We start from the raw sequence: 26,126 nt of genomic DNA, 5'->3' as shown, positions 1-26,126 counted from the left end.
CGCCCCAGAAACAGTAAAACTTTTACCATAATGAAATAAATACTATTAAAATGAAAAAAATCCTAATATCACTACTATCAATAATAGTATTGAGTAGCCAAGCAACCGCAACGCTTGGCTATTCTTCTTACTTTCCGTCAATGTTTACAGCTTTTTATGAAATAGTTTCCCAAAAAAGCAACGCGGGCAACAACAGCATAGGAGCAGGCTTCAACACAGGCAACGACTACACAGACAGCGCATGGGTAACCGAGCAGACAACATTAACCGGCGGCAGTAATGTAACAATAAACGTAGGCAACAAAACAACAGTAACAGGAGCAGTAATAAATTCAGAAAGCGATAATCTAACGCTAACAACCAAAGCGTTAGAGCACAGCGACATAGAAGACAGAAACATAACAGAAAGCAAAGGCTTTGGCTTATCAACAAGCATAGGCACATCGCAAAGCGACAAAGGAAAAACCAACGTAGCCCCCAACGGAAGCACAACGCTAACGTTGAAGAACACCGGCGAAGAAAAAGAACAAACAACAAAAGCCACAATAGGAAACGGCACAATAATAATAGGCGGCGTGGAACAAACAGAAAATGACCTGCAAGGTTTAAACAGAAACACAGAAACCACCCAAGAAACAACCAAAGACCAAATAACCGGCGCATTAGACGCAAGCGCAACAATAGACAACCGAGCGCTGTTAGGTTTCATAAAAACAGAAGTAAAAGACAAAGACGGAAACACAGTCTATGAACAAAACGAAGACGGCTCAATAAAAACAAACGCAAACGGGGAAGCAATAGCAAAAACAACAACCGGCTACCAAAGCATAGCCAACGATTTTGAGAACTTACCCGGAAATGCAGCAAAAGCAATATTAGGAGCAGCGGGAACAGCAATAGCAACAGGGAAAACGCTGTATGATGTAATAGGGGATAAAGAAATAAGTGTAAGCGAAATAGCGGATGAATGGAAAGCAAATCAAAAAACGTTTGTAAATCAAAATAACTATAACAGGGAAACAATAAATAATTTAAGCGAAGGAAAAAGCGCGGAAGAAATACAAGCAGGGTCAGGCGACACGGCAAAAATATATTACGATGAGCAAGACGAAGCGAACGGATTTAGACAAAAAGGCGACGAGAATGAAAACAATAATTATATAAATGCAGCAAAAGAAACAGTAACAAACACAGAAAAATTCATAGAAACGTTAGGGCACGAATACACGCATAATTACACAGAAAACGAAGCCATAGCAAAAAACGCAGGAAGCTTAGCAAAGTTTATGTGGGGATTAGGAAACGTGCTGAATTTTACAAGCGTAAACACAACCGGCGCAGAAACAATAAGCGGTTGGTATGAAAGCAATAAAAACAGCAGCCTGCTGCAAACAAACACATTAGCAGTAAGTAAAATTAGCGATGAAAACAGATTGCATTTCAATCCGTTTACAAAACTTTCAACCCCGGTGGATAGTTATGTAAGCGAAGCGAATACATACATAGAAGAAGAAAGAGCAACAGGGTATAAGAGAACAAAGGAAGATATAGGCGATGCGATGGATTATATGCAAGATAAGTTTTGGTTTCACCCGCTAATAAATGCATATGGAACAATTGAATGGGGAATAGGAAAAGCAGTAACAGCATACGATTATATGGGAGAAGGAGAAAGGGCGTTAGAAGTAGGTTATAACCTTTCTGCGACTCAAAAGATAACGTCAAAAATTCCGTTGCCATTTCTATACACGGCAGCGTATATAGCAACAGAACATCCTGATTATTTTGTGCATGCAGAGTATTATAAAACGGGAATAGAGTTATATAAAAACGGATATAAATATGAGGGAGTAGAGTATATACTCGGCGGAGCATTAAGGGACGGCTTAAATGCAACAGTATTAGCAAGCGGAGCAAGTGCTGCCGCGAGGTCGCGTGTTATAAATACGTTGTTGGGGAACACAGCGGGGATGGAAGTAACTGCAGCAGTAAAAGCAGTTGGGAATACAATAAAAAAAGAAGCAGATAACTTGGGCACTAAAATTGTAAGTGATAGTAGTAAATTTGTTGATGCTGGTATAGTTGGAAGTGCAAATAAACAGGATTTATATCATAAAGCTGCTGATAGTAAGCTTATAAAAAACGAGGTTATTACTAATGATAGCACGAAAAACTTTGCTATAAAAGGTAACGATGGTAAAAATTATAATCTTATTCAAACGGAAGGTGTAGTTAACGGTAAAAATGGAGTGTTTGAATATGTTGTAAACGAAAATAATGAAATAACTCATCAACTCTTTATAGAGAATGGAAAAATCAATGGCATTCCTAATAATTTTGGAGGTAAAAAATGATCATTGATTTTGATAAATTAGATTTCAGTAGTATTTATTATAATTTTTCTTTTACAGAGTTACTTTTTTCTATAAAAATAGGGATAGCAAAAGATTTTTCTGTTGATAATTATTTGAAGGGAAATGGTTATCAATATGATGATTTAAAAAAGTTTTTATACAAGTTATCTTTTTTTGAAAAGGCAGATCTATTAGTATGTAAAAATCGAATTTTATATTTGTATTTAATGAAGTTGAAACAATTTGATTTTAACGCTCAAGAGTTAAGTTTGTATGTTGATTATATATGTGGCTTTTTTAAATACCCTGAAGGAACTGAGGGGCTGATATATTATATGCCTGCGCGTAATACATTGGAAAAGCAAATAGAAGAATGGACAATTTATAATGCGCTATCTAAATATTTAGAAAAATACAAGAACTATATAAATTTTACTGTGGCAACTCATGTTAATCACTATGACCAACTTTTTTGTGAAAAATTTGCATTTATTAAAAGTAAGAAATATAAATCTTGTTTTATAACAGGAACAGTAAAAAATCATTGCAAATGTTTATATATATGGTCTGATAATATATTAACTGTACCAATTAAATCTGAAATTTGTTTTAAAAATGATAATGAAATAAAGGAATTTCTAACAAATAAAGATGTTTATATATATGCTCTTGTAAATAACAATTATTTTTTAGATGAAAATTATTATATATCTGATTTCAAAGAAAAATTTGATAATAGCTTTGAAAAAATTATTGCATAAATCATTAAACTTATAGAAATATATTGCAAAAATAAAATACATCACAAACTGCAAGGTATCAACATCAAGTAAAAATTTGGCGTTGACAATTGCAAGTCAAAAGAAATAAATGAAAAAAATCCTAATATCACTACTATCAATAATAATATTGAATAGCCAAGCGCAAGCAACGCTTGGCTATTCTTCTTACTTCCCGTCAATGTTTACAGCTTTTTATGAAATAGTTTCCCAAAAAAGCAACACAGACAGCGCATGGGTAACCGAACAGACAACATTAGCCGGCGGCAGTAATGTAACAATAAACGTAGGCAACAAAACAACAGTAACGGGAGCAGTAATAAATTCAGAAAGCAACAACCTAACGCTAACAACCAAAGCGTTAGAACACAATGACATAGAAGACAGAAACATAACAGAAAGCAAAGGCTTTGGCTTATCAACAAGCATAGGCACATCACAAAGCGACAAAGGAAAAACCAACGTAGCCCCCAACGGAAGCACAACGCTAACGTTGAAGAACACCGGCGAAGAAAAAGAACAAAAAACCAAAGCCACAATAGGAAACGGCACAATAATAATAGGCGGCGTGGAACAAACAGAAAATGACCTGCAGGGACTAAACCGCAACGTAACCAACACCCAAGAAATAACGAGAGCCCAAACAACAAACGCCCTAAACGCCGAGTTTAATGTAGATGTAAGGTTTGTAGTAAGTGGAATAGAAGCGTTGTATACTGGTGATATAGGAAAATGGTCAGTGGTAGAAGATGCAATCAAACTTGGCAAAGGACTTGACTATCTGAAAGATGAGTTAATCAAAGGATTAAGCATATTAACACCGTCGCAAAGAGAAGAAATAGTAAAGAAAATAGAATATAAAAGGAACTTGAAATTTGTAAAAGAGTTACAGGAAAGTGCAACTAAAAAAACAAACGAAGAGATTCGGGAACAGTTAGAAAAACAAGGTATAGATCCGGATGATAAACAAGCGGTAAGCGTATATTTTGCTACAAAAATAGAAGAACTTACCGACTTAAAAAATAAAATAGAAAAGCTTGAAGAACAAAAAACAAGCGCAAAAACACAGAAAGATAAAGATAAAATAATTCAGGAAATAACAAATGCAAAATTAGTTGCTGCAGATATATATGCGCAGTTACCATTGCATCCAAACTATATAGACTATAAGAAAAACTTAGATAATAAGTTAGTTGAAGAATTAGCCAAAAATTCAGAAATAGTAAGTTTGATGAAGGATCCTGCCATTTGGAATGAGATTGACAGGAAACAATATGATTCAGTGGATGAATACGATAAAGCATTGCAATCGCAAGATAAAATGAAAGAAAGAATTATAAAAACAATAATTGAATTACAATCGGAAGTTTATAATTCTCAAGATTCATTACAAGGCGGAGCAATTGTTGGATATGATAGGAATAAAGATTTACAAGGCTCGTATAATTCTATTTCGAAAACACTTACTATCAACTATAACACATTAGATTATAGTAATAAATTTAACGGAATATTTGACACTATCATTCATGAAGGAGAGCACGCTAATCAAAACTCCTTAATAAATAAATTAAATAAGTATGAAGTGTTAGATACATATTTTAACCCTATATTTGATGGTATTGTAAATAAGCCATTAAATAATAGTATAAAACAATTATATTCTTTTGAGTATAATGCCTTTTCAGGTATCCGGCAACAAGTTGAAATCTTTAGATTAAATGATGACATATTGTATTTACCATATGATTTTAATATAGGTGATTCAGAAGCAAGATTCAATAGATATGAAAGTAATCCGCAAGAAGTCGCAGCAAGAGAAGCTGGAACAAGCGTCCTCCAAAAATATCTTGAGCAAATAAATAAACAAGGTATAAAAATGGGGGGCAAATGAAAAGTATAATTTCTTTTTCATGTATTATATTGATAAGCATGTTTGTGGTTGTTGTGATGTCTTGTAAAACTGCTGAAACAGGAGGAAAACAAAAGATTATGGAAGATTCAAATGTGTTATATATTGTTAAATATACGGATTCTATTGGTTTGCATGAGTATTTGCAGCAAGCGAAAAAAAACCATAATAATGATTGGAGGTATAATTATTTTTACATGCAATCTAATAATATTCCAAATCTTAACAAAGTGAAATACTATCCAGAAGTCAAATTTATGGGTAAGATTGTTATAGATAGTAATAAAAATATAAACTTCAAATTTTTAGAGTTATCTGATCAAGACATGTTCACTAAAATTTATGAAGAAGCAAAGAGTGAAGGTATAGAATATGCTAAATTTTATACGAAACAACCAATAAAATATCCCAAACATGGGAAATTAAAATCCCAAGATGAAGTGTGGGTGTGGTCTGGATTTGTCATGCATGAAGATGAGGAGTTTATGGAGGCATTTTTAAATGTATATTTGTTTCAAAAAGGGTACGCTTTGATAAATGATGAAGTTGGTAAAAAATATTTCGATCTAAAGCAAACAAAAGAAGTAGAAAAAAAAGAATTATTGAATGCAACAATTTTGCAGGAAGGCGAGGTAATATACAAAAATACAGGTAATTATAGTGAATATATAGAATTAAAAAGGAATCCAGATAATGGAATTAATGTGCTACCTGTAATTCGTGGTCGTGTTTAACTTTGGGTCAAAAGTCTATGGCAACCGCCCCAACAAACAGTAAAACTTTCACCACAATAAAATGAATACTATTAAAATGAAAAAAATCCTAATATCACTACTATCAATAATAGTATTGAGTAGCCAAGCAACCGCAACGCTTGGCTATTCTTCTTACTTCCCGTCAATGTTTACCGCTTTTTATGAAATAGTTTCCCAAAAAAGCAACACAGACAGCGCATGGGTAACCGAACAGACAAGTCTAACCGGCGGAAATAACGTAACAATAAGCGTAGGCAACAAAACAACGCTAACAGGAGCAGTAATAGCAAGCGCAAGCGACAACCTAACGCTAACAACCAAAGAGTTAGAACACAATGATATAGAAGACAGAAACACAACAGAAAGCAAAGGCTTTGGCTTATCAACAAGCATAGGCACATCGCAAAGCGACAAAGGAAAAACCAACGTAGCCCCCAACGGAAGCACAACGCTAACGCTAAAAAACACCGGCGAAGAAAAAGAGCAAACAACAAAAGCCACAATAGGAAACGGCACAATAATAATAAGCGGCGTGGAACAAACAGAAAATGACCTGCAGGGCTTAAACAGAAACACAGAAACCACCCAAGAAACAACCAAAGATATAATAACCGGCGCATTAGACGCAAGCGCAACAATAGACAACCGAGCGCTGTTAGGTTTCATAAAAACAGAAGTAAAAGACAAAGACGGAAACACAGTCTATGAACAAAACGAAGACGGCTCAATAAAAACAAACGCCAACGGGGAACCAATAGCAAAAACAACAACCGGCTACCAAAGCATAGCCAACGATTTTAAATATCTACCCGGAAACGCCGTAAAAGCAACAGCGGGAGCATTAAGCACAGCAGCAAGCCCGCTAACGGCAATATACGCAAGCATAACGGCATCAAAAAACAGTTCTGAAAACGGCGAAAATACGACGTATGATAAAACGGATATAATAAGCGTATGGAAAGCCAACCAAAGTGCAAACGCAACGGGAATATTAAGAGGTTCAAGTGAAGAAGCAGGAACAATAGTAGAAAAAATCAAAGCAGGAAAAGCAACGCCGGAAGAAATACAAGCATTAGCCAAAATGACAGCGGACGGAAAAAGCAATTTAATGTATAGCGAAAAAGGGGAGCTTGTAGATAACGCAGGAAAAGTAGTATTAGGATTTAACGATATAAAAGAACACCAAGGCTACGTCAATTTAGGAAACGGAGCAGCAACAAACGCGCTGACGTTCGCATTAACGGACGCAGAAGAGCGAGCGCACAATTACACCGGAAACGAAAGCATAGCCAAAGGAGCGGCAAAAAGCGAGCTGACATACTACAACGCAGTATCATGGCTAACCGGCGCAAAAACAATAACAGAAAACAACAGCGGAGCAGGCGGATATGGAACGCTAACGCAGCTTAATTGGAATAACACATATAATACAAGCAATAATACGTTGCTGCTAAATAATACAGTTTTGGCTAATAGTGTCAGCGATGGTAATAAAGCAAATGCGTTATTTGTAAATAGCGCGAATAAAATAGTCCATGTTGGAGACATGTCAGATTTTAATGCATACAGAGTATCTGATGATGTTACAGAGATAGATAAGAATATGGAGGAAGATTATAAAGATGAACAGATATCGTATGCTTCAATTTTTCTTGATAAAGACCAAATAGATAAGATGACAGATAAAGAACTTACAGACGTTGAGAATAAATTTATGAATGAAGAAGTGCATTCTGATATAGGATTACTTTCACTTTTTAATAATGATGAAACAGTTACAGGAACAATAATTGATTTTATCCAGAATGGTGGAGGAAATGAAGTTCTCAGAGATGCTATGAGATGGCATATTGGAAATGGTGAGGCAGATAATTCATTGTTAGGAAATTTTGTGCCTACCCTTTATGATACATTAATAGATATTGGAATAAGAAATCCGATGAATACATTAGCGTATTTGGGAGATTTTACTATAGAAGGACGTGATCATATTGCTCCGGTAACTGGAGATGTTCGTATTGAAGATGGAGGAGGGGTTGGTTTAATCGGGGCAAATAGAGCTGGAGGGTATGCACATCAAGGATTAGATATATATGCTGTTGAGGGGGAATATGTTTATGCACCTGCAGATGGTAAAATTATACGTACAGGGCAGCCATATGAAACTAAAAATGGTAATTTAAAAACAATCACAATACAAACAGCAAATGGTGCTGATAAATTGTTGTATGTGAAACCTGCTAACTATATACAATTAGGATCTTATGTGAAACAAGGGGATATAATAGGAACTTTACAAAATATTCAAATAGAATCGCCAAGTAGGCATGATAAACCTGGGGAAGCTCCGACACCTCTTCATGTCCATATAGAAATTAGAGAAAATAATAATCTTAAGGATCCTAAAGATTATTATTACCCATATTTAAGTATTATAGGTTCAAGAGGGAAATACCAACCTATAAATGAAGAGAATTTATTCTTTCCTCAATTTGAGAGTGAAATATTGAATATTTATAGGGGTAATTAAATGAAAAAAATAATTATAACTATATTAATTTTCATAGCTCAAATATCAATAGTATGTGCTACGATTTCAGTTGATTGGGAAGAGTACGATGAGCAATTAAAAAAAATGTTGAATAGTAAAGAATTCAAAGAAGGCTTGCCAAAATTAACTCCAATTTTTAATTTAAATTGTAATGTCTATACATTTCAAGAAGATGGATATGATTTTTACAAAATAAATAAGGATGATGTAAAAGTACAAATAGCTATAACAAAAAATTATTTTTCAGATGGGAACGCATGGAATTATAGCGCTTATAAAATAAAAAATGATATATATATACTGCATAGTTTTATTGATGAAGCTACAAGTTATCAAATAATGATAGCCATAGATGAAAGGACAGGCAAAACATTTAAGTATCGGTTATATGGTGGAATAGAACATACAATATATATAGATGATGGATATTTATATGTTGATGGATTAAATATAACACCTTATGGAATTGGTAGAAATAAAAGCAAGAATGCAGAAATAAAAATTTATGAAAGCGAGGTAGATAGTGGTTTCAGGGATGGAACTAAAGTTCACATAAGAGGCAGTGAATTTATAAGTTTTAATAAAGATAAAATAATTCTATCAAAAGATTTTATAGAGTATTATTATAAAGATAAGAAAACAGGTAAAACTTATTCAAAAAAGGAAGTATTGATGTATGAGCATTACTATTATTTAAAATTTCTAATGAAAACTTTTGGCGAAATAGATGATGAACCTTTCGGTTCTTTTGGTTTGGACTTGGATATTGTTTCATATACTCCTGAAGACATAAAAAAAATATACACAGGAGCAGACCCAAGCGATAAAACAATATTATCGATTGAAGAATTTTGTAAAGGTATAAGAAAAGATTTGCCTGACAATAAAAGCAATGAAAAAAAAGGATTCATTGATAGGGTAGTGTATAAAGTCAAGAACATATTTAAATAGTCATGACATCAAGCGCAACTATAAGTGAAGTCTATGGCAACCGCCCCAAAAACAGTAAAGCTTTTACCACAATGAAATAAATGCTATTAAAATGAAAAAAATCTTAATATCACTACTATCAATAATAATGTCACGGGGCAATTGACAGTGAAGCAACTTTTATTTATCTGTTAATTACAGTGTCGTTTTTACATAGAAAACAGGTCAAAAGTTGGTTCATTTTTTACTCTGTTTTTTTATTGTATATTGAACCTTCCGGAATCTGCTGTTGCAGCTATTGCCTGCCTCTTTGTTTTTGTCTTAAAATTAAGTAAAATAAAATCTCTTTATTTATGCGCCCATAGCTCAATTGGATAGAGCGTTTGACTACGAATCAAAAGGTTAGAGGTTCAACTCCTCTTGGGCGCGTTTTTGTTTTTATTTTTTTGATTCAGCCGCGTTATGCCGCTTCTCATTTATATTTAAGATAAACTTCGTCGCGGCAAGCCTTGCATAATCAAAAAACTCAAAGTAAAAATCGGTTGTTGTATCTTTTTTATATTTTTTAGTTTTACGGAGGCGATAGTATGAACATAGCGTCTTTTGTTTTGGGGCTTGTAAGTTTCTTGGGCGGGTCGCTTTTGTGCGGCGTGCCGCCGATTTTAGGAATTATTTTCGGGGCGATAGGTTTAAGCAGAAAAGAGGATAACAGAAATTTGGGAATTGCCGGAATAATTTTGTCGGCTCTCAGCGTTATCGGCTGGGTTTTAATATATTTCTTTTTTATAGCGGCAATGGTTGCGGCAGGCGCGGCAAATTCGCATTAAAATTTAAACTTGGGAGAATATTATGTCATTAAAAGAAAAAGTTGAAGCGGCGTTAAATACCGTTCGTCCGCACTTGCAGGCAGACGGCGGGAATGTTGAACTTATTGATGTGTCGGACGACGGAATAGTAAAAGTAAAACTTGTGGGCGCTTGCGGCAGCTGCCCAATGGCGGCAATGACTTTGCAGTATGGCGTAACAAAAGCTATTAAAGACGCTGTTGCGGAAGTAAAAGAAGTGCAGTCGGTGTAGAAACGGCAGAAGGAGGGAAGATAGAACGTTGGAATGTTTAGCAACGGCAAAAACTTAACGACTATAGCTTCTCTAAACTCTCAAATTTTCCGGCTCCCTAATCTTCCTATAAATAATATGTTAATAGGCATACTTTCAGACACTCATGACAGTTTAGTTTGTATAAAACAGGCAATAGAGTTCTTTAATCTCCGCAATGTAAATTTGGTTTTACATTGCGGAGATATTTTTTCGCCTTCTGCGGCGCAAGAATTTGCTAAACTTAACTGCGGGTTTAAAGCTGTTTTCGGCAATAACGATTTTGAACGCGCGGCGCTTGAAAATATAATTTCAAGTTTTGGAATTATAAAACCGGAGCCGTTTGAGTTTACAATAGAAAATAAAAAATTTGTTATGTCTCACAGACCTCTTTTACATGTTAGCAAAGAATATAATTATATTTTTTACGGACACACGCATAAACCAAAGATAGAAAAAAGCGAAGAAACGTTGTTTCTAAACCCGGGCGAAGCTTGCGGGTCGCGCTACGGCAGAAAAACCGTCGCGCTTCTAAACGCTTCAAATAATATCGCGGAAATTTTTGATTTAGACAGTTTTTTATAAATGAATTCGTGAAAAAAACTATGAATAAAATGAAAAAGCGTATTTCCGTATTTTTAGCTATGTTAACTGTGTTGGCGTCTTTTAATTTTGCATTTGCCCAATCTGTGCTGCCGCCGGGGGAACATGAGCGGCAACAGATTCTTCAACAGCAGGAGCAGGAAAAGCAGTACAAGGAAAACATAAGAAATATTTTGGAAACGCAAAGGGTAAGAGACAGCAGGGTTAAAGAGGGCATTGTGCTTCCTGAGGGCGGCGGCGCTGCGGAAGATATTATGCAGTCCGACGCGGATACTATTTATAAGTTTGACAAAATAGTAGTAATTGGAAATAAAATTTTTTCCGGCAAAACATTGCATAAAGCCGTATTAAAGCAATTCCTAAACAAACCTATAAACAAATATAACGTTTCGCTGCTGCAATCTATGCTTTTAAAATACTATATCAGCAGAGGGTATATTACGACAAAAGTCTATTTTGACCCGGAACAAATAAATATAATAGACAATAAAGAAACGGGACAAACGGAAACGACTTTTATTGTAATAGTAGAAGAAGGAAAAACCGGCAAGATATCACTGGAGCAGGTTACAAAAGATAACGCAAGCAAAACCGTTTCAAAAATCGGAAAATTTAGAAATAACGCCCGCCTTTTTTTTGCATTCCCGTTTGCCGTCAATAAGCCTGTTAATATGAATGTTTTTGAGCAGGGTTTAGACCAAATGAACAGGCTGCAGTCAAACAACGTTACAATGGAAATTGCTCCGGCTGCAGACAAACGTGCGTTAGAGCAAGCATACTCCAATATTGTAATTATTAACAATCAAAACCCGCTTGCCGGCGGAGTTGCCTCCGGCGCAAGAACTACATTCCTAAATTTAAATTACAACAACGGCGGTTCAAAATCTACAGGCGAACAAGTTTTGAATTTAAGCGTAAGTCAGGATAATTTGCTTTCTATTAACGACAACATATATATAAGTTACACGGAAAACAGCGACAGTTTATTTAACTTGGATAAAAAAGATTCGTCTGTAGATTACGGACAAAGCCACGCGTATAAAACGTTGGACATGTTTAATAATGACGATGAAAAAAAGAAATTCAGCAAAGCGTTGCAGGGCGCCGTGTCGTTTCCTTTCGGGTATTGGACGCTTAACGCGTCTTTAAATTATTCTAACTATAAAAGCACGGTTGAAGGTCAATACACTCGTTTTCATATAACGGGGCAATCGTTAAGCCAAGCTTATACTTTGGACAGAGTAATATACAGAACGCAGATTTATAAATTAAATTTTGGAAGCGGAGTGGAAATAAAAGATACCGAAAGTTATATAAGAGACGTAAGAAGCGAAACGGGAAGCGGCAGAAGAAGCAATGTGTCCGTATATTTTAACAACGTAATATATACAAGTTTGGGAACGATAATATTAAAACCTTCTTACCAAAGAGGAGTAAGTTGGTTTGGGTCAAAGACCGATGCCGACACTTACATGAATTATGAAATGCTCAGCAGCGACCCAAGACTTGAGTATAATTTGTTAAAATTGTATCTGTATTTTAATACGGGGTTTTCTATTCCTCTGCTTACAAAAAACAAAAATTCCGGCGTTAGAAATAGACTTCCGCTGTCTTATACTTTAACAATAGATTCGCAGTATAGTTTTAACAGCCTTTACGGAGCAAATCAGTTTAGCGTAGGCGGAGAGTATTCTACAAGAGGTTTTAAAGAAAGTTCTATAAGCGGCGATAACGGATTTTACGCAAGGAATGATTTTAAGGTAAACGCGTTGCAGCTTATGCCGAATGTTTTAACCGGCAGCGCGGCAATGAAATATAAAACGGTATTTTTGCTTGGCGATTCGTTAAATTCGCTGCTTGCAAAAACGCATTTGTCCGTGTTTTATGATTTCGGATATGTAGAAGATAAATATGAAGATATATACGATAAAGAATACAATTCAAAAAGCGGTTATATGATGGGAGCGGGAGCGTCTTTAAATTATTACGGGCAATATATAAATATGTCGTTAGTTTACGCTAAAGGATTGCATAGCCCAAAATATTTGCAAACAAGAGACAATATGTCAAAAGAAGAAGAAGCTGTTTATTGGAAAGTTGGAGTAAGCTGGTAGTTAACGACAATTAGGAGTTAGGAATTAGAAAATAGGAAATAATGGCTGGGACAAAGACGGGAAATATAAAGAACAAAAAATAGAGTAAATAAATAAAAAAATAAAGGGGCAGTAGAATGAAAGCGAGGGAAAGAGTGAGAAAGGTAATAGCAATAATGATATCGGTAATGATATCAATAGGGCAAGGGATAATAGTAGAAAGCGTAGCGGGAATATTGGGAGAAGAAAAAGCCTACGCGGCGAGCGCGGAGTTGGGAGAAAACTCGTCGTCAACAAACATAGTAAACCACTCGTTAAATAATACGGCAGATAACCCTGTGAAAGGGCTGGAAGCGGATAATGGGCGGGGACGGGGAGAAATAGAGATAGACAGAACGCAAAACGGAACGCCGGTGGTGCAAATAAACAGGCCAAGCGCAGGAGGGGTGAGCGCAAACTACTATAAAGATTTCAATGTAAACGAAGAGAACTTGATAATAAATAATTATAAAGGGGAAGCGACAAACACGAATATAGGCGGGGTAATATACGGTAACCCGAATTATAATAAGGAAGGCGGAAAAGAAGCGGAAATAATATTGAATGAAGTAACAGGAGTAAAACAAACAAAAATAAACGGATATGTGGAGATAGCTGGAAAGAGAGCGGATTTGATAATAGCCAACCCAAACGGAATAATGATAAGCGGCGGGGGATTTATAAATACGCAGAAGCTGTCGCTGATAAGCGGAGCAAGCGGAATGGGGGATGCAAACAATACGTTAGACGCTCAAGGAAAATTAAATCCGTTTATGATGTCAAAAGAAGCCAATGCAATAATAAGCGTAGTGGGAAGAAACGTAACGGATAAAAGCGGAAATATAGTAGCGTATAATTTAGGTATAGACGCAAGGGAAGTAGATTACGCGCAAATAATTGGGGCAATAATAGAGATAAACGGAGATATAGTAGGGGGAGCAAGTAGCGAAATACAGGTAATAAGCGGAAATAAGCAGGCGGTATATAATGAAGAAAAGAAGCGGTTTGAAGTAACAAGCGAGGAAGGCGTAGCGGAAGAAGTGAAGCCGGAGTTCGGGATAGATTCAAGCGTATTTGGAGGGATCTATGCGGGAAGAATAAGCATAATAGCTACGCAGGATGGAGTGGGAGTAAGGTTAAGAAAAGATTTAATAAGCGATGTAAACGAAATAGAGTTTGATGTAAACGGGAATTTGATGTTGGAGGAAATGGAAGTAAACGGAAAGAAAGGCGTGAAGATGAAAGTGAAGGGAAAATTGGAAAACAGAGCGGAAATAAGAGCAGAAGCAACAGAGGAAGCAATAGAAATAGAAGCAAAAGGCGGAGTAGAAAACAATGGAGTAATGTATGCGGGAAAAGAAATAAATGTTAAATCGGAAGGGGAAATAAGAAACAGCGTAACAGGGATAATTAACGCAGAGAAAATAAGCATTGCAACGCTCGGCGGGCAAGTAAACAATTACGGGAATATATACGCAGGCAATGAAGTAACAATAACGGCAAAAAAGCAAGTAACCAACGATGCAATAATATACGGGCAAAACGTATTAAATATAAAAACGGACAAAGGGATAAGCAATGCGGCGGGAGCGGCAATAGAGTCGGCAAAGATAACGGTGACAGCAGGCGAAGAAATAACCAACGGCGGCGATATACAAGCAAGCAATGAAATAATAATCAAAGCGGGAAAAGAAGTAAATAACGAGGGAAAAATATCGTCGGAGGAAGCAATAAAAATAGACGGCGTTAATATATTAAATATCGGCGGGATATACGCAAAAGAAGGGTTGTTAGTAAATGCGGCAGGCAGTATAATAAATGAGATAAATGCGCAAATAACGGGCAATAATATAAGCATAGCGGGGAAAGCGCAAATAAATAATGACGGCGCAATATATGCAAAAAACCTTTTGGAAATAACGTCGGAAAAGGACTTCAATAATAATAACGCGGGAGAAATAACGTCGGAAAAAGAAATAAAAATAAAAGCGGACGAAATAGTAAATTACAATAAGATGTATGCAGGGGAAAAGTTTGGGTTGAAGTCAAATAAAGAAATAAGAAATATTTTTGGGGCAAGCATAACCGGAGGCGCAATAGAAATAGAAGCGGCAAGAGGGTTTGTAAACGGCGGGGAAATATATTCCGACGGGGAGATGGGTTTAGACGTAGGGTTAGGAAATTTTATTAACGAAGAAAGCGGGTATATAAAAGCAAACGATATAAACGCGGTAGTAAACGGGGATATAAGAAACAGCGGAGAGATATATGCGGCAAACAAGATAGAGGCAAGCGCAATAAAAGGAATATATAACGGAGCGGCAATAGGAAGCGAAGCGACAATAACGGGAGGAAAAGGATTAACGTTAAAATCGGGCGAGCGGATAATGAATTACGGATATATGCAGTCGTTAGGAGATATGAAATTAGAGAGCAGTAAAGAAATAAATGGATATTATAAGCTAAACGATATAGGGGAGCAAGGCGGAGATAGCACGCAGCAGCCGCAAACGGCGGCGGAGGTAATTGCGCAGATAGCAAATATAGCAAACATAACAGATATAGATAAGTTATACGAAATATTAGGTGAAGTAAAAGATGAAGAGAACTATTACAAAGTAGAAAGGAAAATAAGAGAGTTAAGAATAAAAGAAGAAATAGAAGAGTTAAAAGAAGAGTATGTATATAACGCGGATATTTTTACGTTGGGAGCGCAGGTAACGGTAGGGGAAGAAACGGAAAACGGGCAAACAAGAACAGAAACAGTAATAATAAACGAAGAATTTGTGCAAGAGAGATTGGCGGAAATATTAGGAGTAAAATATGAAGCGCAAGAGTGGACGTTGCCGGAAAGAAAGATAGAGAACATAAATTTAAATGCAGAGCAAACAAATGAAATACAGCAGTTGGTAGAGCAGTACGTAGCAAGCATAGGGGAAGAAGCAACCCTAACGGCGGAGCAGCTTTCGGAAATAGCAAATTATCAAACGAGCTTGATATTATCAAAGAAAGAAGAAATAAGACAAGAGCAGGTAAAAACGGACGAACAAGAGCGTCTTGGAAAGATAGAGGAAAAAATAACGCAAGAGCAAGAACGCTTGGCGTTGTATGACAATATAAACTGGATAAATTTAAATGAAAGCGATTTTGAAGAAAAAGCGCAAGGGCTATTGGCGCAAGGGTATAAGGGAACAAATAATTATGTAGAAGAAGAATGGAAACTGCAAACGTTTGTAAGCGAGGCGAAATCGTTAAACAGCGCGCAGCAATATATACGTGGATTAAGAATAGATAATAAAAATACGGCAAGCGTAGAAAAAACAGGAATACACAATTACGGAAGAATATATTCGGACAAAAATATGGAGATAAATTCGCAAAGCGTATTGCACAACAACGAGCGCAGTTTAATATACGCCGGCGGGAATATAAACTTTAATATAAAGGAAGTATTGTTTAATAACGCGGGAGGAAGCGAAGTAGGAACGGGAATATATTCGGGAGAAAATATATACGTAGGAGGAGACAAAGCGTATATAAACAGCAAAGTAGGGCAGCTAATAAATTATAACGGGCGAATAGAAGCGGAAAAAGATATAGAAATAAAAGCGCAAGAGGCGGTAAATTACGGAAGCGACGATATAAATATATATGAAAATCCGTATGCGGCAGCGGAATATGTAATGGCAAATTACGGTAACCCGACAAGCAACGGAACAAAAATGACAAGCGAGCAGATATACAGCTCAAAGCTAACAACGCAAGAGTCACAGATAGTGTCAAACGAAGGGAAAGTAGGAATAGAAGCGTTAAACAACATAATAAATTACAACAGTTTGATATACGGGCAAAGCGGAGTAAAGTTAGAAGCAGAAACAATAGTAAACAGCGTATCGGAATTTAACGTAAAGGCAACGAGGTATTACAAGAAGCGTGAATCGCGAAAATGGTATGATCTTGGCAGAATTAAAAGCGGACATATAACCAAAAATGCAGGAAGCGACCAAATAGACGTTACATTAAAAACAACAAACGGAGCGGCAAGAATAGTATCCGGCGGGTTGGTAGAAATAGAAGCGAACAAAATATATAACGGAGTAATAAGCGACGCAACGGGAAATGTAAATGCGGATAAAAAAGGAAGCATTAGCGAAGAAAATGCAGGGCATCCGGATAAAAAGCCGTTTAGCGGCAGCGCAAAAAACGCGGCAAATAAAAACCCAAGCCAAGCAACGGCAGTAGAATATAAAGGAGCGGTAATAGACGTTTTAGCAGGGTTTAAGCTTCCGGAAAGCAAATACGGAAAGTATAGACCTTCGGTAAATGCGCATTATTTGTATGAAACAGACCCGTTGCTTACGGACAAAACAACGTTTTTGGGGTCGCAGTATTTTTTAAACAGAATAGGGTTAGACCCGTATGTAATAGACGCAAAATTTTTAGGGGACAGGTATATGGAATACGACCTGTTAAAGCGCAGTTTGGAGCAGAAAGGATTTTTAGAAAATCTGCATTACACAGGGCAAGATGTGGAAGGGTTTATAAACCAAGCCTATGAAAGTTTAGACGCGCAAAAAGTAAGCAAGTTGGAATTGGAGTTTGGGAAAGAATTAACGGCAAAGCAAATAAACGAGTTAGAAGAAGATATAGTGTGGTATGTGTTAAAAGAAGTGCAGCTGCCCAACGGTGAGAAAACAACAACGTTGGTGCCGCAAATATATTTAAGCCAAACAACGTTAAACCTATTAATGACGCAGGAAAAAGCGTTGGAAAAAACGCAAGCATTGTTAAGCCAACAACAGGCGGGAAAACAAGGGGATATAAGGGCGCAAGAAAAAGCAAATGCGGCGGTAACCGGCGAAATAAAAAACATAGAGCTGCAAGCAAAACAAGAAGCGCAGGAAAAAATAAATAAAGAGGTAGAAGAGTACATAAATAACAACCAAGAGGAATATCAAAAGTTAGTAGAACAAGCAAAGAAAGAAGTATATCCGTATAATACCGATATAGGAAAAGTGTTTATACAAAACAAGTTAATGCTAAGCGCCAAAACAGGGGAAGAAATCTTAAAAGAAGCGCAAGAAAAAGCAAAAGAAGAGTTGTTTAAAGAATATGCAGTGGAGAAACAAGAGCAATACTACCAGCAAAGCAAACAAGCAAAAATAGAAGCTACTGATTTTGAGAAGATATATAAAACAAACTATGAAGAAGGGTATGGGGTATATTATGCGCAAGAGCTGGAAAAAGCGCAGCAGAAAAACAGCGCAAAATTAAATACGGACACGTTAATAAGCGGAAGCGACGTAATAATAAAAAGCAAAGACGGAAGCGGTGGGGAATTAAACAACGCGGGAGCAATACTGGCAAGCAAAACGGTAGTAGTAACAATGGAAAAGATAAACAATGCAACAAACGCAATAGGAGGAGAGCAAGCGGTAATAACGGCGGGCGATTTAGTATATTTAAACGCGGGAGCATTGGGAATAGTCAATAATGAAAGCGGGCTAATAGCAACAACAAAAGCCGACAGCGAAATAAAGATAAACGCGAAAGAAGTAAACAACGAAACGGACAAGAGAACGGACACGTATGAGGCATATACGTATAATAAATTTGGGAAAATTATAATCAATAAGGAGCTGTCGTATTCAAACACAGAAACGGCAGTAGGAACAACAGGGCAAATAGCAAGTTTAGGAAAGCTTACAATAAACGCAGAAGGGGATATAAATTTAAAAGGCAGCTCAATGCTTGCGGTAGAAGAAGTAGATATGAAGGCAGGCGGAAATATAAACGCAGGGGTAGTGGAAGATTACAACAGGGAATACAACAAGGTAAGCTACGACGGATTTTGGTTTGAGGATAGCACAACAAGCCAGAGGGAAACGGAAAGTTTAAAAAATATAGGAAGCAACATAACGTCAATAAACGGAGCCATAAAAGCGGACGGGCAAAATATAACGCTGCAAAACACGGAAATAAATTCGCAAGGCAACGTAACGTTAACTGCAAAAGAGAAAATCAACTTAACTACGGCGTTAGACACAACGTATGATTATTCAATGGAAAAAGAGAGCAACGCGTGGACAGGCGGAAGCATAGATATAAATAGTAAGGAAACGGGAGTAAACCAAAAGACAAACATAACAACAAAGGGAAACATAAATTTAATAGCGGGCAAGGATGTAAATTCAATATCAGCCGCGTTGACAGCCGCAGGGGATGTTAACATAAAAGGCGGCTACAAAGTAAACGAGGAAGGAAAATTAGAAAAAGCCGAAAGCAAAGGCAGCGTAAACCTGTTTGCCGCGCAAGACTATGAAAACGTTTACAGCTACCATGAAGAGTGGGACGGAATATTAGCGGCGATAACGAATATAAAAATAGATATAAGCGGGCGTGGAATAGAAGCATCAACAAGCTACGAAGAAAGCGTGGATGAAAGCACAAGCAAAATAGGAGTAGCGCAAGTAAACGAAATAAGCGCAGCGGGGAAAGTAAACATAGAATCAACAAAAGACGTAATAAGCGCAGGAAGCCAAATAGAAGCCAACGGGGATATAAATGTAACGGCGGACGGGAAAATAATATTAGCGTCGGCGCAAAACAGTCAAAGCAGCGAAAGCCGCCACGACGAAACAACGGTAACGGTAGGGGTGAAAATAGGCAACGCATACGTGGACGCCGGCTATGCGGCCGCGGCGGTAGTGGAAGCGGAGCAAGCGGTAGAAAAAGCGGCAAGCGAGCTAAAGCGAATACAAGAGCTGCAAGAGCAAGGCAAAGCCAGCCAAGAAGCGGTGGACGACGCAACGGCAAACGTAGCAATGGCAAGTTTGAATTTAGCAAACGCAACGGTAGGGTTAGCGGCAAGCATAGCAGGAGCAGCATCGGCGGCAAGCAGCAGTTTTGGAACGGGAATGTATGCTTCCGCGTTTGCAAATTACGACACAATGAGCCAACAAAGCAAAAGCGAAAGTATATTAAGTGTGCAAGGAAACATAGCAAGCAACGGAAATATAAATTTCAAATCCGCAAACGACATGATACAAGAAGGAACAAACGCCTATGCAACAAACGGAACGCTAAGTTACAACGTGGGCAATAATTTAATAATACAAGCAAGCAAAGACACGTATGCGCAAGAAGACAAAAGCGCGCACGCAAGCGCAGGGGTAAGCGTAGGAAATAATTCCGTGCAAGTGAGCGCCGGCGGAGGGGAAAGCTCATCAAAAATAAAAGCAACAACATACAACAACAGCGAAAGCGTAGCAAATAATATAGAAATAAACGTAGGCAACAACGCAACATTAAGCGGAGCCAACGTAACGGCAAAAAATAATTTAGATGTAACAGTAGGAAATAATTTAACAGTAGAAAGTCTGCAAGACACATATTACAGCAAAGGAAACAGCTGGGACGCCAACGTAAGCGTAGGAATAGGAACCAAAAGCATGGGAAGCCTGTTAGGCGGCGAGAAAAGCAACGCCGGCAACAACAGCGTAGGGGCAGGCTTCAACACAGGCAACGACTACACCGACAGCGCATGGGTAACCGAACAGACAAGTCTAACAGGCGGCAGTAATGTAACAATAAACGTAGGCAACAAAACAACAGTAACGGGAGCAGTAATAAATTCGGAAAGCAACAACCTAACGCTAACAACCAAAGAGTTAGAACACAATGACATAGAAGACAGAAACATAACAGAAAGCAAAGGCTTTGGCTTATCAACAAGCATAGGCACATCGCAAAGCGACAAAGGAAAAACCAACGTAGCCCCCAACGGAAGCACAACGCTAACGCTAAAGAACACCGGCGAAGAAAAAGAGCAAACAACAAAAGCCACAATAGGAAACGGAACAATAATAATAGGCGGCGTGGAACAAACAGAAAATGACTTACAAGGTTTAAACAGAAACACAGAAACCACCCAAGAAACAACCAAAGATATAATAACCGGCGCATTAGACGCAAGCGCAACAATAGACAACCGAGCGCTGTTAGGTTTCATAAAAACAGAAGTAAAAGACAAAGACGGAAAAGTAATAGGCTACACAACCGGCTACCAAAGCATAGCCAACGATTTTGCAAATTTGGATACAAATTTAGCGCAGATAGGAAAAGGTTTAACAAACAATATAGTAACGCAGTCAATAAAAAATGCATTATTAGACAGCGAAACAAATATAATAGAAGCGGCGTTGAAGTATATAGAGGACGATAAAAAAGCGGCAGAGATACAAGCAAACAAAGAGCTGACGGATAAATTGAACGGATTAACAAATTATGAAGCGGAAGGCGTGAGGGATGCATTACAAGAAACGGCAGACATAGCGGCAGCAGGCGGAGGTTTTGCCGGGGAAGTAGAGCTGTATAATGAGGGGATAGAAAACAGAGGATATGCGTATGAAGACGGAGGAAATAAAACAATAGGGATAAACACAAATAAAACAGATTTAACAAAAAGCGGAAACGTAATAAATACAGTGTTTCACGAGACAGAAAGCATTGAAGGTCACGCAAACGAGCAAACGGCAATAAACCGAGGAAACACAGCGGAAGCGATATGGGATTTAAAGAACTTTGGGAATGCAAACACAAACAAGCTGACAAGCAGCGAATGGAATGCAAGCAACGCAGGAAGCGCAGTATTAAATACAGGAAACAACAATGCAATAAGAAATGCAGTAAACGACCGCTTTGGAATAGGAACAATGAACGCATATGACGACAATATAGACTCAAGCGCAATAGTTGGTGAAATAATAAATAACGTGTTTGCGAATTTTACACGAGATATGGAAGTAGAAGCGCAAAACGGATACCCGACATTTAGGGCAGAAGCAAAGAAAGATGTAATGATAGGAGGAGTGATATTGAGGGATAATCTAACAAGTTATCCGTTATATCAAGACGGAGGAATATTAATAGACAATGGAAGACCGATATTAGGATGGATATTCAGAGTAGTAGGAGGAGCATTAGATTTTGCGACAGTAGCGCCAATAATAGGGGAAGGAGCAGTAATAAGCAAACAAGCAGTAGCAGGAATAATAAAAAAAGAAGCAACAGAAGCCATAGCAAAAAACATAGCAAAACACGCAATAGCAGAGACAGCAGTGAAGAAAGCAGAGTTAAATATTGCGACAAAAGCATTGCCGGATTTTTATGTGACGCCAACAGGAACTGTTATTGGAACGACTGAAAAAGATGCAAAAAGTTTAGTTTCGACATTATTAGATGCATATACACCTTTAAACAAATCAGTTGTTTATAGTGGTAGTATAGCTAATGAAGAAGCGGCAATGAGATTTGCTCAACAGAATAATTTGATAAGGATTGACGATACAGCAGGAGGAAAGTTTTTAAAGACTTATGATTTATATAATATAAACCCCACTATCGGAGATACATATTGGGGCGCATTGTCTGAAAAATATGCAAGCCAAGCTTCTGGCGTTGTAAACGCATTCGTTGAAGGAGCGAGTCCTGATAGAATATTTAAGAAGATTGAATATCCAACTTTCAAAGCAAATGATAATGTTTTGCAAATAAATTATTATGATAGCAAGGAGAAATTATTAAGATGGGAAAATTTCAAGTAAAAATATGGGGAAGAGCTCAGGGCATAGAATACATAACAGAAGATGGGAAAGAACTTCTTTTATATATAGAACTTTTACCTAAAGCCACTGAAGTTTTATCACTAAGAAATGTCCAAACATGGAATTATCCATATGAAGATGAAGAAATATCAATAGAAGAAAAACAAACAGTATTGCGTAATATATCTGAAGCAATGGTTGATTGGGGTGTGAAAGTAGATTTATCTCCTGAAAGTAATATTGTGCATTATGATGCAATATTAGTGCAATTTGAATCTGCTTATAATGCAACAATTGATATTGGCACATTCAAAATGAGAAAATTTAGTGAAATGAGCGACAACTATAAAAATGACATTACTTCTAATTTTTTATATTGGTATCGTGAATATTGTAAGTTAAATAATGATGAAATGAAAAAATTTAAAGAAGAAATAGAGAATAATAAAAATATACAAGGAGTCCTTAGTAGTTTTGCGAAATGGAAAGTAAGTGAAGATGTAGGACAAATAAATCAAAAAAAATTCAATTATGGTTTATATGCACTTGATATATTATTGTTAGAAACTAACAAAGAAGAAATAAAAGAAATCCTAAAAGACTACATAAGTGTTTCAAAAGAAAAAAACTTATCTTTTAATGAATTTATGTCAAAAAACAGACCATTGAATGCAATTATTAACGAATTATTAAAATGAAAAAAATCCTAATATCACTACTATCAATAATAATATTAAATAACCAAGCAACCGCAACGCTTGGCTATTCTTCTTACTTCCCATCAATGTTTACCGCTTTTTATGAAATAGTTTCCCAAAAAAGCAACACCGACAGCGCATGGGTAACCGAGCAGACAAGTCTAACCGGCGGAAATAACGTCAACATAAACGTAGGAAATAAAACAACAGTAACAGGAGCAGTAATAGCAAGCGCAAGCGACAACCTAACGCTAACAACCAAAGCGTTAGAGCACAACGACATAGAAGACAGAAACATAACAGAAAGCAAAGGCTTTGGCTTATCAACAAGCATAGGCACATCGCAAAGCGACAAAGGAAAAACCAACGTAGCCCCCAACGGAAGCACAACGCTAACGTTGAAAAACACCGGCGAAGAAAAAGAACAAATAACAAAAGCCACAATAGGAAACGGCACAATAATAATAAGCGGCGTGGAACAAACAGAAAATGACCTGCAAGGTCTAAACAGAAACACAGAAACCACCCAAGAAACAACCAAAGATATAATAACCGGCGCATTAGACGCAAGCGCAACAATAGACAACCGAGCGCTGTTAGGTTTCATAAAAACAGAAGTAAAAGACAAAGACGGAAAAGTAATAGGCTACACAACCGGCTACCAAAGCATAGCCAACGATTTTGCAAATTTGGATACAAATTTAGCGCAGATAGGAAAAGGTTTAACAAACAATATAGTAACGCAGTCAATAAAAAATGCATTATTAGACAGCGAAACAAACATAATAGAAGCGGCGTTGAAGTATATAGAGGACGATAAAAAAGCGGCAGAGATACAAGCAAACAAAGAGCTGACGGATAAATTGAACGGATTAACAAATTATGAAGCGGAAGGCGTGAGGGATGCATTACAAGAAACGGCAGACATAGCGGCAGCAGGCGGAGGTTTTGCCGGGGAAGTAGAGCTGTATAATGAGGGGATAGAAAACAGAGGATATGCGTATGAAGACGGAGAAAATAAAACAATAGGGATAAACACAAATAAAACAGATTTAACAAAAAGCGGAAACGTAATAAATACAGTGTTTCACGAGACAGAAAGCATTGAAGGTCACGCAAACGAGCAAACGGCAATAAACCGAGGAAACACAGCGGAAGCGATATGGGATTTAAAGAACTTTGGGAATGCAAACACAAACAAGCTGACAAGCAGCGAATGGAATGCAAGCAACGCAGGAAGCGCAGTATTAAATACAGGAAACAACAATGCAATAAGAAATGCAGTAAACGACCGCTTTGGAATAGGAACAATGAACGCATATGACGACAATATAGACTCAAGCGCAATAGTTGGTGAAATAATAAATAACGTGTTTGCGAATTTTACACGAGATATGGAAGTAGAAGCGCAAAACGGATACCCGACATTTAGGGCAGAAGCAAAGAAAGATGTAATGATAGGAGGAGTGATATTGAGGGATAATCTAACAAGTTATCCGTTATATCAAGACGGAGGAATATTAATAGACAATGGAAGACCGATATTAGGATGGATATTCAGAGTAGTAGGAGGAGCATTAGATTTTGCGACAGTAGCGCCAATAATAGGGGAAGGAGCAGTAATAAGCAAACAAGCAGTAGCAGGAATAATAAAAAAAGAAGCAACAGAAGCCATAGCAAAAAACATAGCAAAACACGCAATAGCAGAGACAGCAGGAAAGGCAGTAGAATATGCTGGAGTAAAAGAGGCTTCTGCATATCTGATGTCGCAAGGAGTTTCAAGAAATAGAAGAATTGAAATTTTAAATTCTTTTGATATTAGAACTATCACTGTTAGTAAAGCTGATAATGCAACATATGGATTAAGGTTTTTTGATAATCAAAATTCATTGCCTGTTGGGCATTATTTATTTGATACTTTTACGCCATTAACAAATAGAGCAAATTTGGCTGTTCCACCTCAATGGAGTTTAATGAGTGGGGTAAATCAATTTCAAATTAAAGAAGGTGCTACGATTATAAAGGGTAAAGCTGGTTCTCAATTACAATATGGAAGTCAATATGTAGGAGGAGCAGAACAATGGTATATACAGAATTTAGACAATTTATTACAAGTAAAATAGATTATTATAGAGGCTTACTTTTATTGGATATACAAAACGCAATAAAAGATATTGATAATGAAATATTAAAGAATGTGAGTAATTCAGAATATTTTAATATATTGAATTTTATCAAGGATGAGCTACTCAAAATTAAAAAATTTAATTATATTAATATATCAAATATTCAATATCCGGTGTTAATTAAAGAATCTTTAGATATTCCGCAAAAGCTAACTCAAAAGCTTTTTGATATTTATAATTATTTTATATTGCTTAAATCTATTGAATTAAAGGAATATAATACAACCAATATTCATTCAAGCAAGGAGAAAATTTTTTTGGAAAACTCTATGGTTGTTTTGGGTTTGTTGACAGATAAGATAATCTATTATTTTGATAAAGGCGAAATTAATAATGTTTTATTGTTACGATCAATAAAAGATCAAATTGAAAATATGATGCAAAGTTTGTCATGTAGCAAATTTAATCCTTCTTATGGACGAAATGTCGTTGATTCTTGGATTTTTAGTAAAAATTTAGGTGAAGAACTATTGAATTTAAAAAATAAGTATATGAAACTCTGATCATGGTGGACATAACAACCGCC

At 36.8% G+C, this 26,126-nt stretch carries 14 protein-coding genes and 1 tRNA gene; all 15 read left to right on the top strand.

Annotated elements, in window-relative coordinates:
* Positions 1-50: 50 nt before the first annotated feature.
* The 15 genes from Epro_RS04390 to Epro_RS04320 all read left to right on the top strand — a co-directional run bounded on the left by Epro_RS04390 (position 51) and on the right by Epro_RS04320 (position 26,103).
* On the top strand, positions 51-2,354 hold the full coding sequence (locus Epro_RS04390) for a hypothetical protein (protein WP_144412047.1): 2,304 nt from the start codon (positions 51-53) through the stop codon (positions 2,352-2,354).
* The gene (locus tag Epro_RS04385) at positions 2,351-3,115 is read left to right on the top strand and encodes a hypothetical protein (protein ID WP_052570785.1); all 765 of its coding nucleotides are present in this window, start codon (positions 2,351-2,353) and stop codon (positions 3,113-3,115) included. The genes Epro_RS04390 and Epro_RS04385 overlap by 4 nt, the downstream gene beginning before the upstream one ends.
* 109 nt (positions 3,116-3,224) lie before the next feature.
* Complete coding sequence (locus Epro_RS04380; RefSeq protein WP_144412046.1) at positions 3,225-5,027, top strand: hypothetical protein; 1,803 nt, start codon at positions 3,225-3,227, stop codon at positions 5,025-5,027.
* Complete coding sequence (locus Epro_RS04375) at positions 5,024-5,779, top strand: hypothetical protein (protein WP_052570783.1); 756 nt, start codon at positions 5,024-5,026, stop codon at positions 5,777-5,779. The genes Epro_RS04380 and Epro_RS04375 overlap by 4 nt, the downstream gene beginning before the upstream one ends.
* A 76-nt stretch (positions 5,780-5,855) precedes the next feature.
* Complete coding sequence (locus tag Epro_RS04370; protein ID WP_158409008.1) at positions 5,856-8,330, top strand: M23 family metallopeptidase; 2,475 nt, start codon at positions 5,856-5,858, stop codon at positions 8,328-8,330.
* Complete coding sequence (locus Epro_RS04365; RefSeq protein ID WP_052570781.1) at positions 8,331-9,302, top strand: hypothetical protein; 972 nt, start codon at positions 8,331-8,333, stop codon at positions 9,300-9,302.
* Between the two features lie 334 nt (positions 9,303-9,636).
* A tRNA-Arg gene (locus Epro_RS04360) sits at positions 9,637-9,710 on the top strand.
* A gap of 158 nt (positions 9,711-9,868) precedes the next feature.
* Positions 9,869-10,108: a DUF4190 domain-containing protein gene (locus tag Epro_RS04355; RefSeq protein WP_052570780.1), complete on the top strand. Its 240-nt coding sequence runs from the start codon at positions 9,869-9,871 to the stop codon at positions 10,106-10,108.
* Between the two features lie 22 nt (positions 10,109-10,130).
* The gene (locus Epro_RS04350) at positions 10,131-10,358 is read left to right on the top strand and encodes a NifU family protein (protein WP_052570778.1); all 228 of its coding nucleotides are present in this window, start codon (positions 10,131-10,133) and stop codon (positions 10,356-10,358) included.
* Between the two features lie 33 nt (positions 10,359-10,391).
* A complete protein-coding gene (locus Epro_RS04345; RefSeq protein WP_052570776.1) occupies positions 10,392-10,961 on the top strand; it encodes a metallophosphoesterase in 570 nt (189 codons plus the stop codon).
* A gap of 20 nt (positions 10,962-10,981) precedes the next feature.
* Complete coding sequence (locus Epro_RS04340; RefSeq protein WP_082121492.1) at positions 10,982-13,093, top strand: ShlB/FhaC/HecB family hemolysin secretion/activation protein; 2,112 nt, start codon at positions 10,982-10,984, stop codon at positions 13,091-13,093.
* Between the two features lie 116 nt (positions 13,094-13,209).
* The gene (locus Epro_RS04335; RefSeq protein ID WP_052570772.1) at positions 13,210-22,716 is read left to right on the top strand and encodes a two-partner secretion domain-containing protein; all 9,507 of its coding nucleotides are present in this window, start codon (positions 13,210-13,212) and stop codon (positions 22,714-22,716) included.
* Entirely contained in the window at positions 22,698-23,414 is a 717-nt protein-coding gene (locus Epro_RS04330) for an Imm74 family immunity protein (protein WP_052570770.1), read from the top strand. The genes Epro_RS04335 and Epro_RS04330 overlap by 19 nt, the downstream gene beginning before the upstream one ends.
* Positions 23,411-25,537, top strand: coding sequence for a hypothetical protein (locus Epro_RS04325; RefSeq protein ID WP_144412045.1), 2,127 nt, complete (start codon positions 23,411-23,413; stop codon positions 25,535-25,537). The genes Epro_RS04330 and Epro_RS04325 overlap by 4 nt, the downstream gene beginning before the upstream one ends.
* Positions 25,495-26,103 carry a hypothetical protein gene (locus Epro_RS04320; RefSeq protein WP_052570766.1) on the top strand — a complete coding sequence of 203 codons (609 nt, stop codon included), beginning with the start codon at positions 25,495-25,497 and terminating at the stop codon, positions 26,101-26,103. The genes Epro_RS04325 and Epro_RS04320 overlap by 43 nt, the downstream gene beginning before the upstream one ends.
* Positions 26,104-26,126 lie beyond the last annotated feature (23 nt).

Source organism: Endomicrobium proavitum (assembly GCF_001027545.1).
In the GTDB taxonomy this organism is placed as follows: domain Bacteria; phylum Elusimicrobiota; class Endomicrobiia; order Endomicrobiales; family Endomicrobiaceae; genus Endomicrobium; species Endomicrobium proavitum.
Note: the sequence above shows the minus strand (reverse complement) of the source record. Positions and strands in the feature narration are given on the sequence as shown.

What these genes read in the sequence shown, in the direction of transcription:
- Epro_RS04355 (WP_052570780.1), top strand. Translation starts at nt 9,869, where the DNA reads ATGAACATAGCGTCTTTTGTTTTGGGGCTTGTAAGTTTCTTGGGCGGG.
- Epro_RS04325 (WP_144412045.1), top strand. Translation starts at nt 23,411, where the DNA reads ATGAAAAAAATCCTAATATCACTACTATCAATAATAATATTAAATAAC.
- Epro_RS04330 (WP_052570770.1), top strand. Translation starts at nt 22,698, where the DNA reads ATGGGAAAATTTCAAGTAAAAATATGGGGAAGAGCTCAGGGCATAGAA.
- Epro_RS04390 (WP_144412047.1), top strand. Translation starts at nt 51, where the DNA reads ATGAAAAAAATCCTAATATCACTACTATCAATAATAGTATTGAGTAGC.
- Epro_RS04345 (WP_052570776.1), top strand. Translation starts at nt 10,392, where the DNA reads ATGTTTAGCAACGGCAAAAACTTAACGACTATAGCTTCTCTAAACTCT.
- Epro_RS04385 (WP_052570785.1), top strand. Translation starts at nt 2,351, where the DNA reads ATGATCATTGATTTTGATAAATTAGATTTCAGTAGTATTTATTATAAT.
- Epro_RS04370 (WP_158409008.1), top strand. Translation starts at nt 5,856, where the DNA reads ATGAAAAAAATCCTAATATCACTACTATCAATAATAGTATTGAGTAGC.
- Epro_RS04340 (WP_082121492.1), top strand. Translation starts at nt 10,982, where the DNA reads ATGAATAAAATGAAAAAGCGTATTTCCGTATTTTTAGCTATGTTAACT.
- Epro_RS04380 (WP_144412046.1), top strand. Translation starts at nt 3,225, where the DNA reads ATGAAAAAAATCCTAATATCACTACTATCAATAATAATATTGAATAGC.
- Epro_RS04335 (WP_052570772.1), top strand. Translation starts at nt 13,210, where the DNA reads ATGAAAGCGAGGGAAAGAGTGAGAAAGGTAATAGCAATAATGATATCG.
- Epro_RS04350 (WP_052570778.1), top strand. Translation starts at nt 10,131, where the DNA reads ATGTCATTAAAAGAAAAAGTTGAAGCGGCGTTAAATACCGTTCGTCCG.
- Epro_RS04365 (WP_052570781.1), top strand. Translation starts at nt 8,331, where the DNA reads ATGAAAAAAATAATTATAACTATATTAATTTTCATAGCTCAAATATCA.
- Epro_RS04375 (WP_052570783.1), top strand. Translation starts at nt 5,024, where the DNA reads ATGAAAAGTATAATTTCTTTTTCATGTATTATATTGATAAGCATGTTT.
- Epro_RS04320 (WP_052570766.1), top strand. Translation starts at nt 25,495, where the DNA reads ATGGTATATACAGAATTTAGACAATTTATTACAAGTAAAATAGATTAT.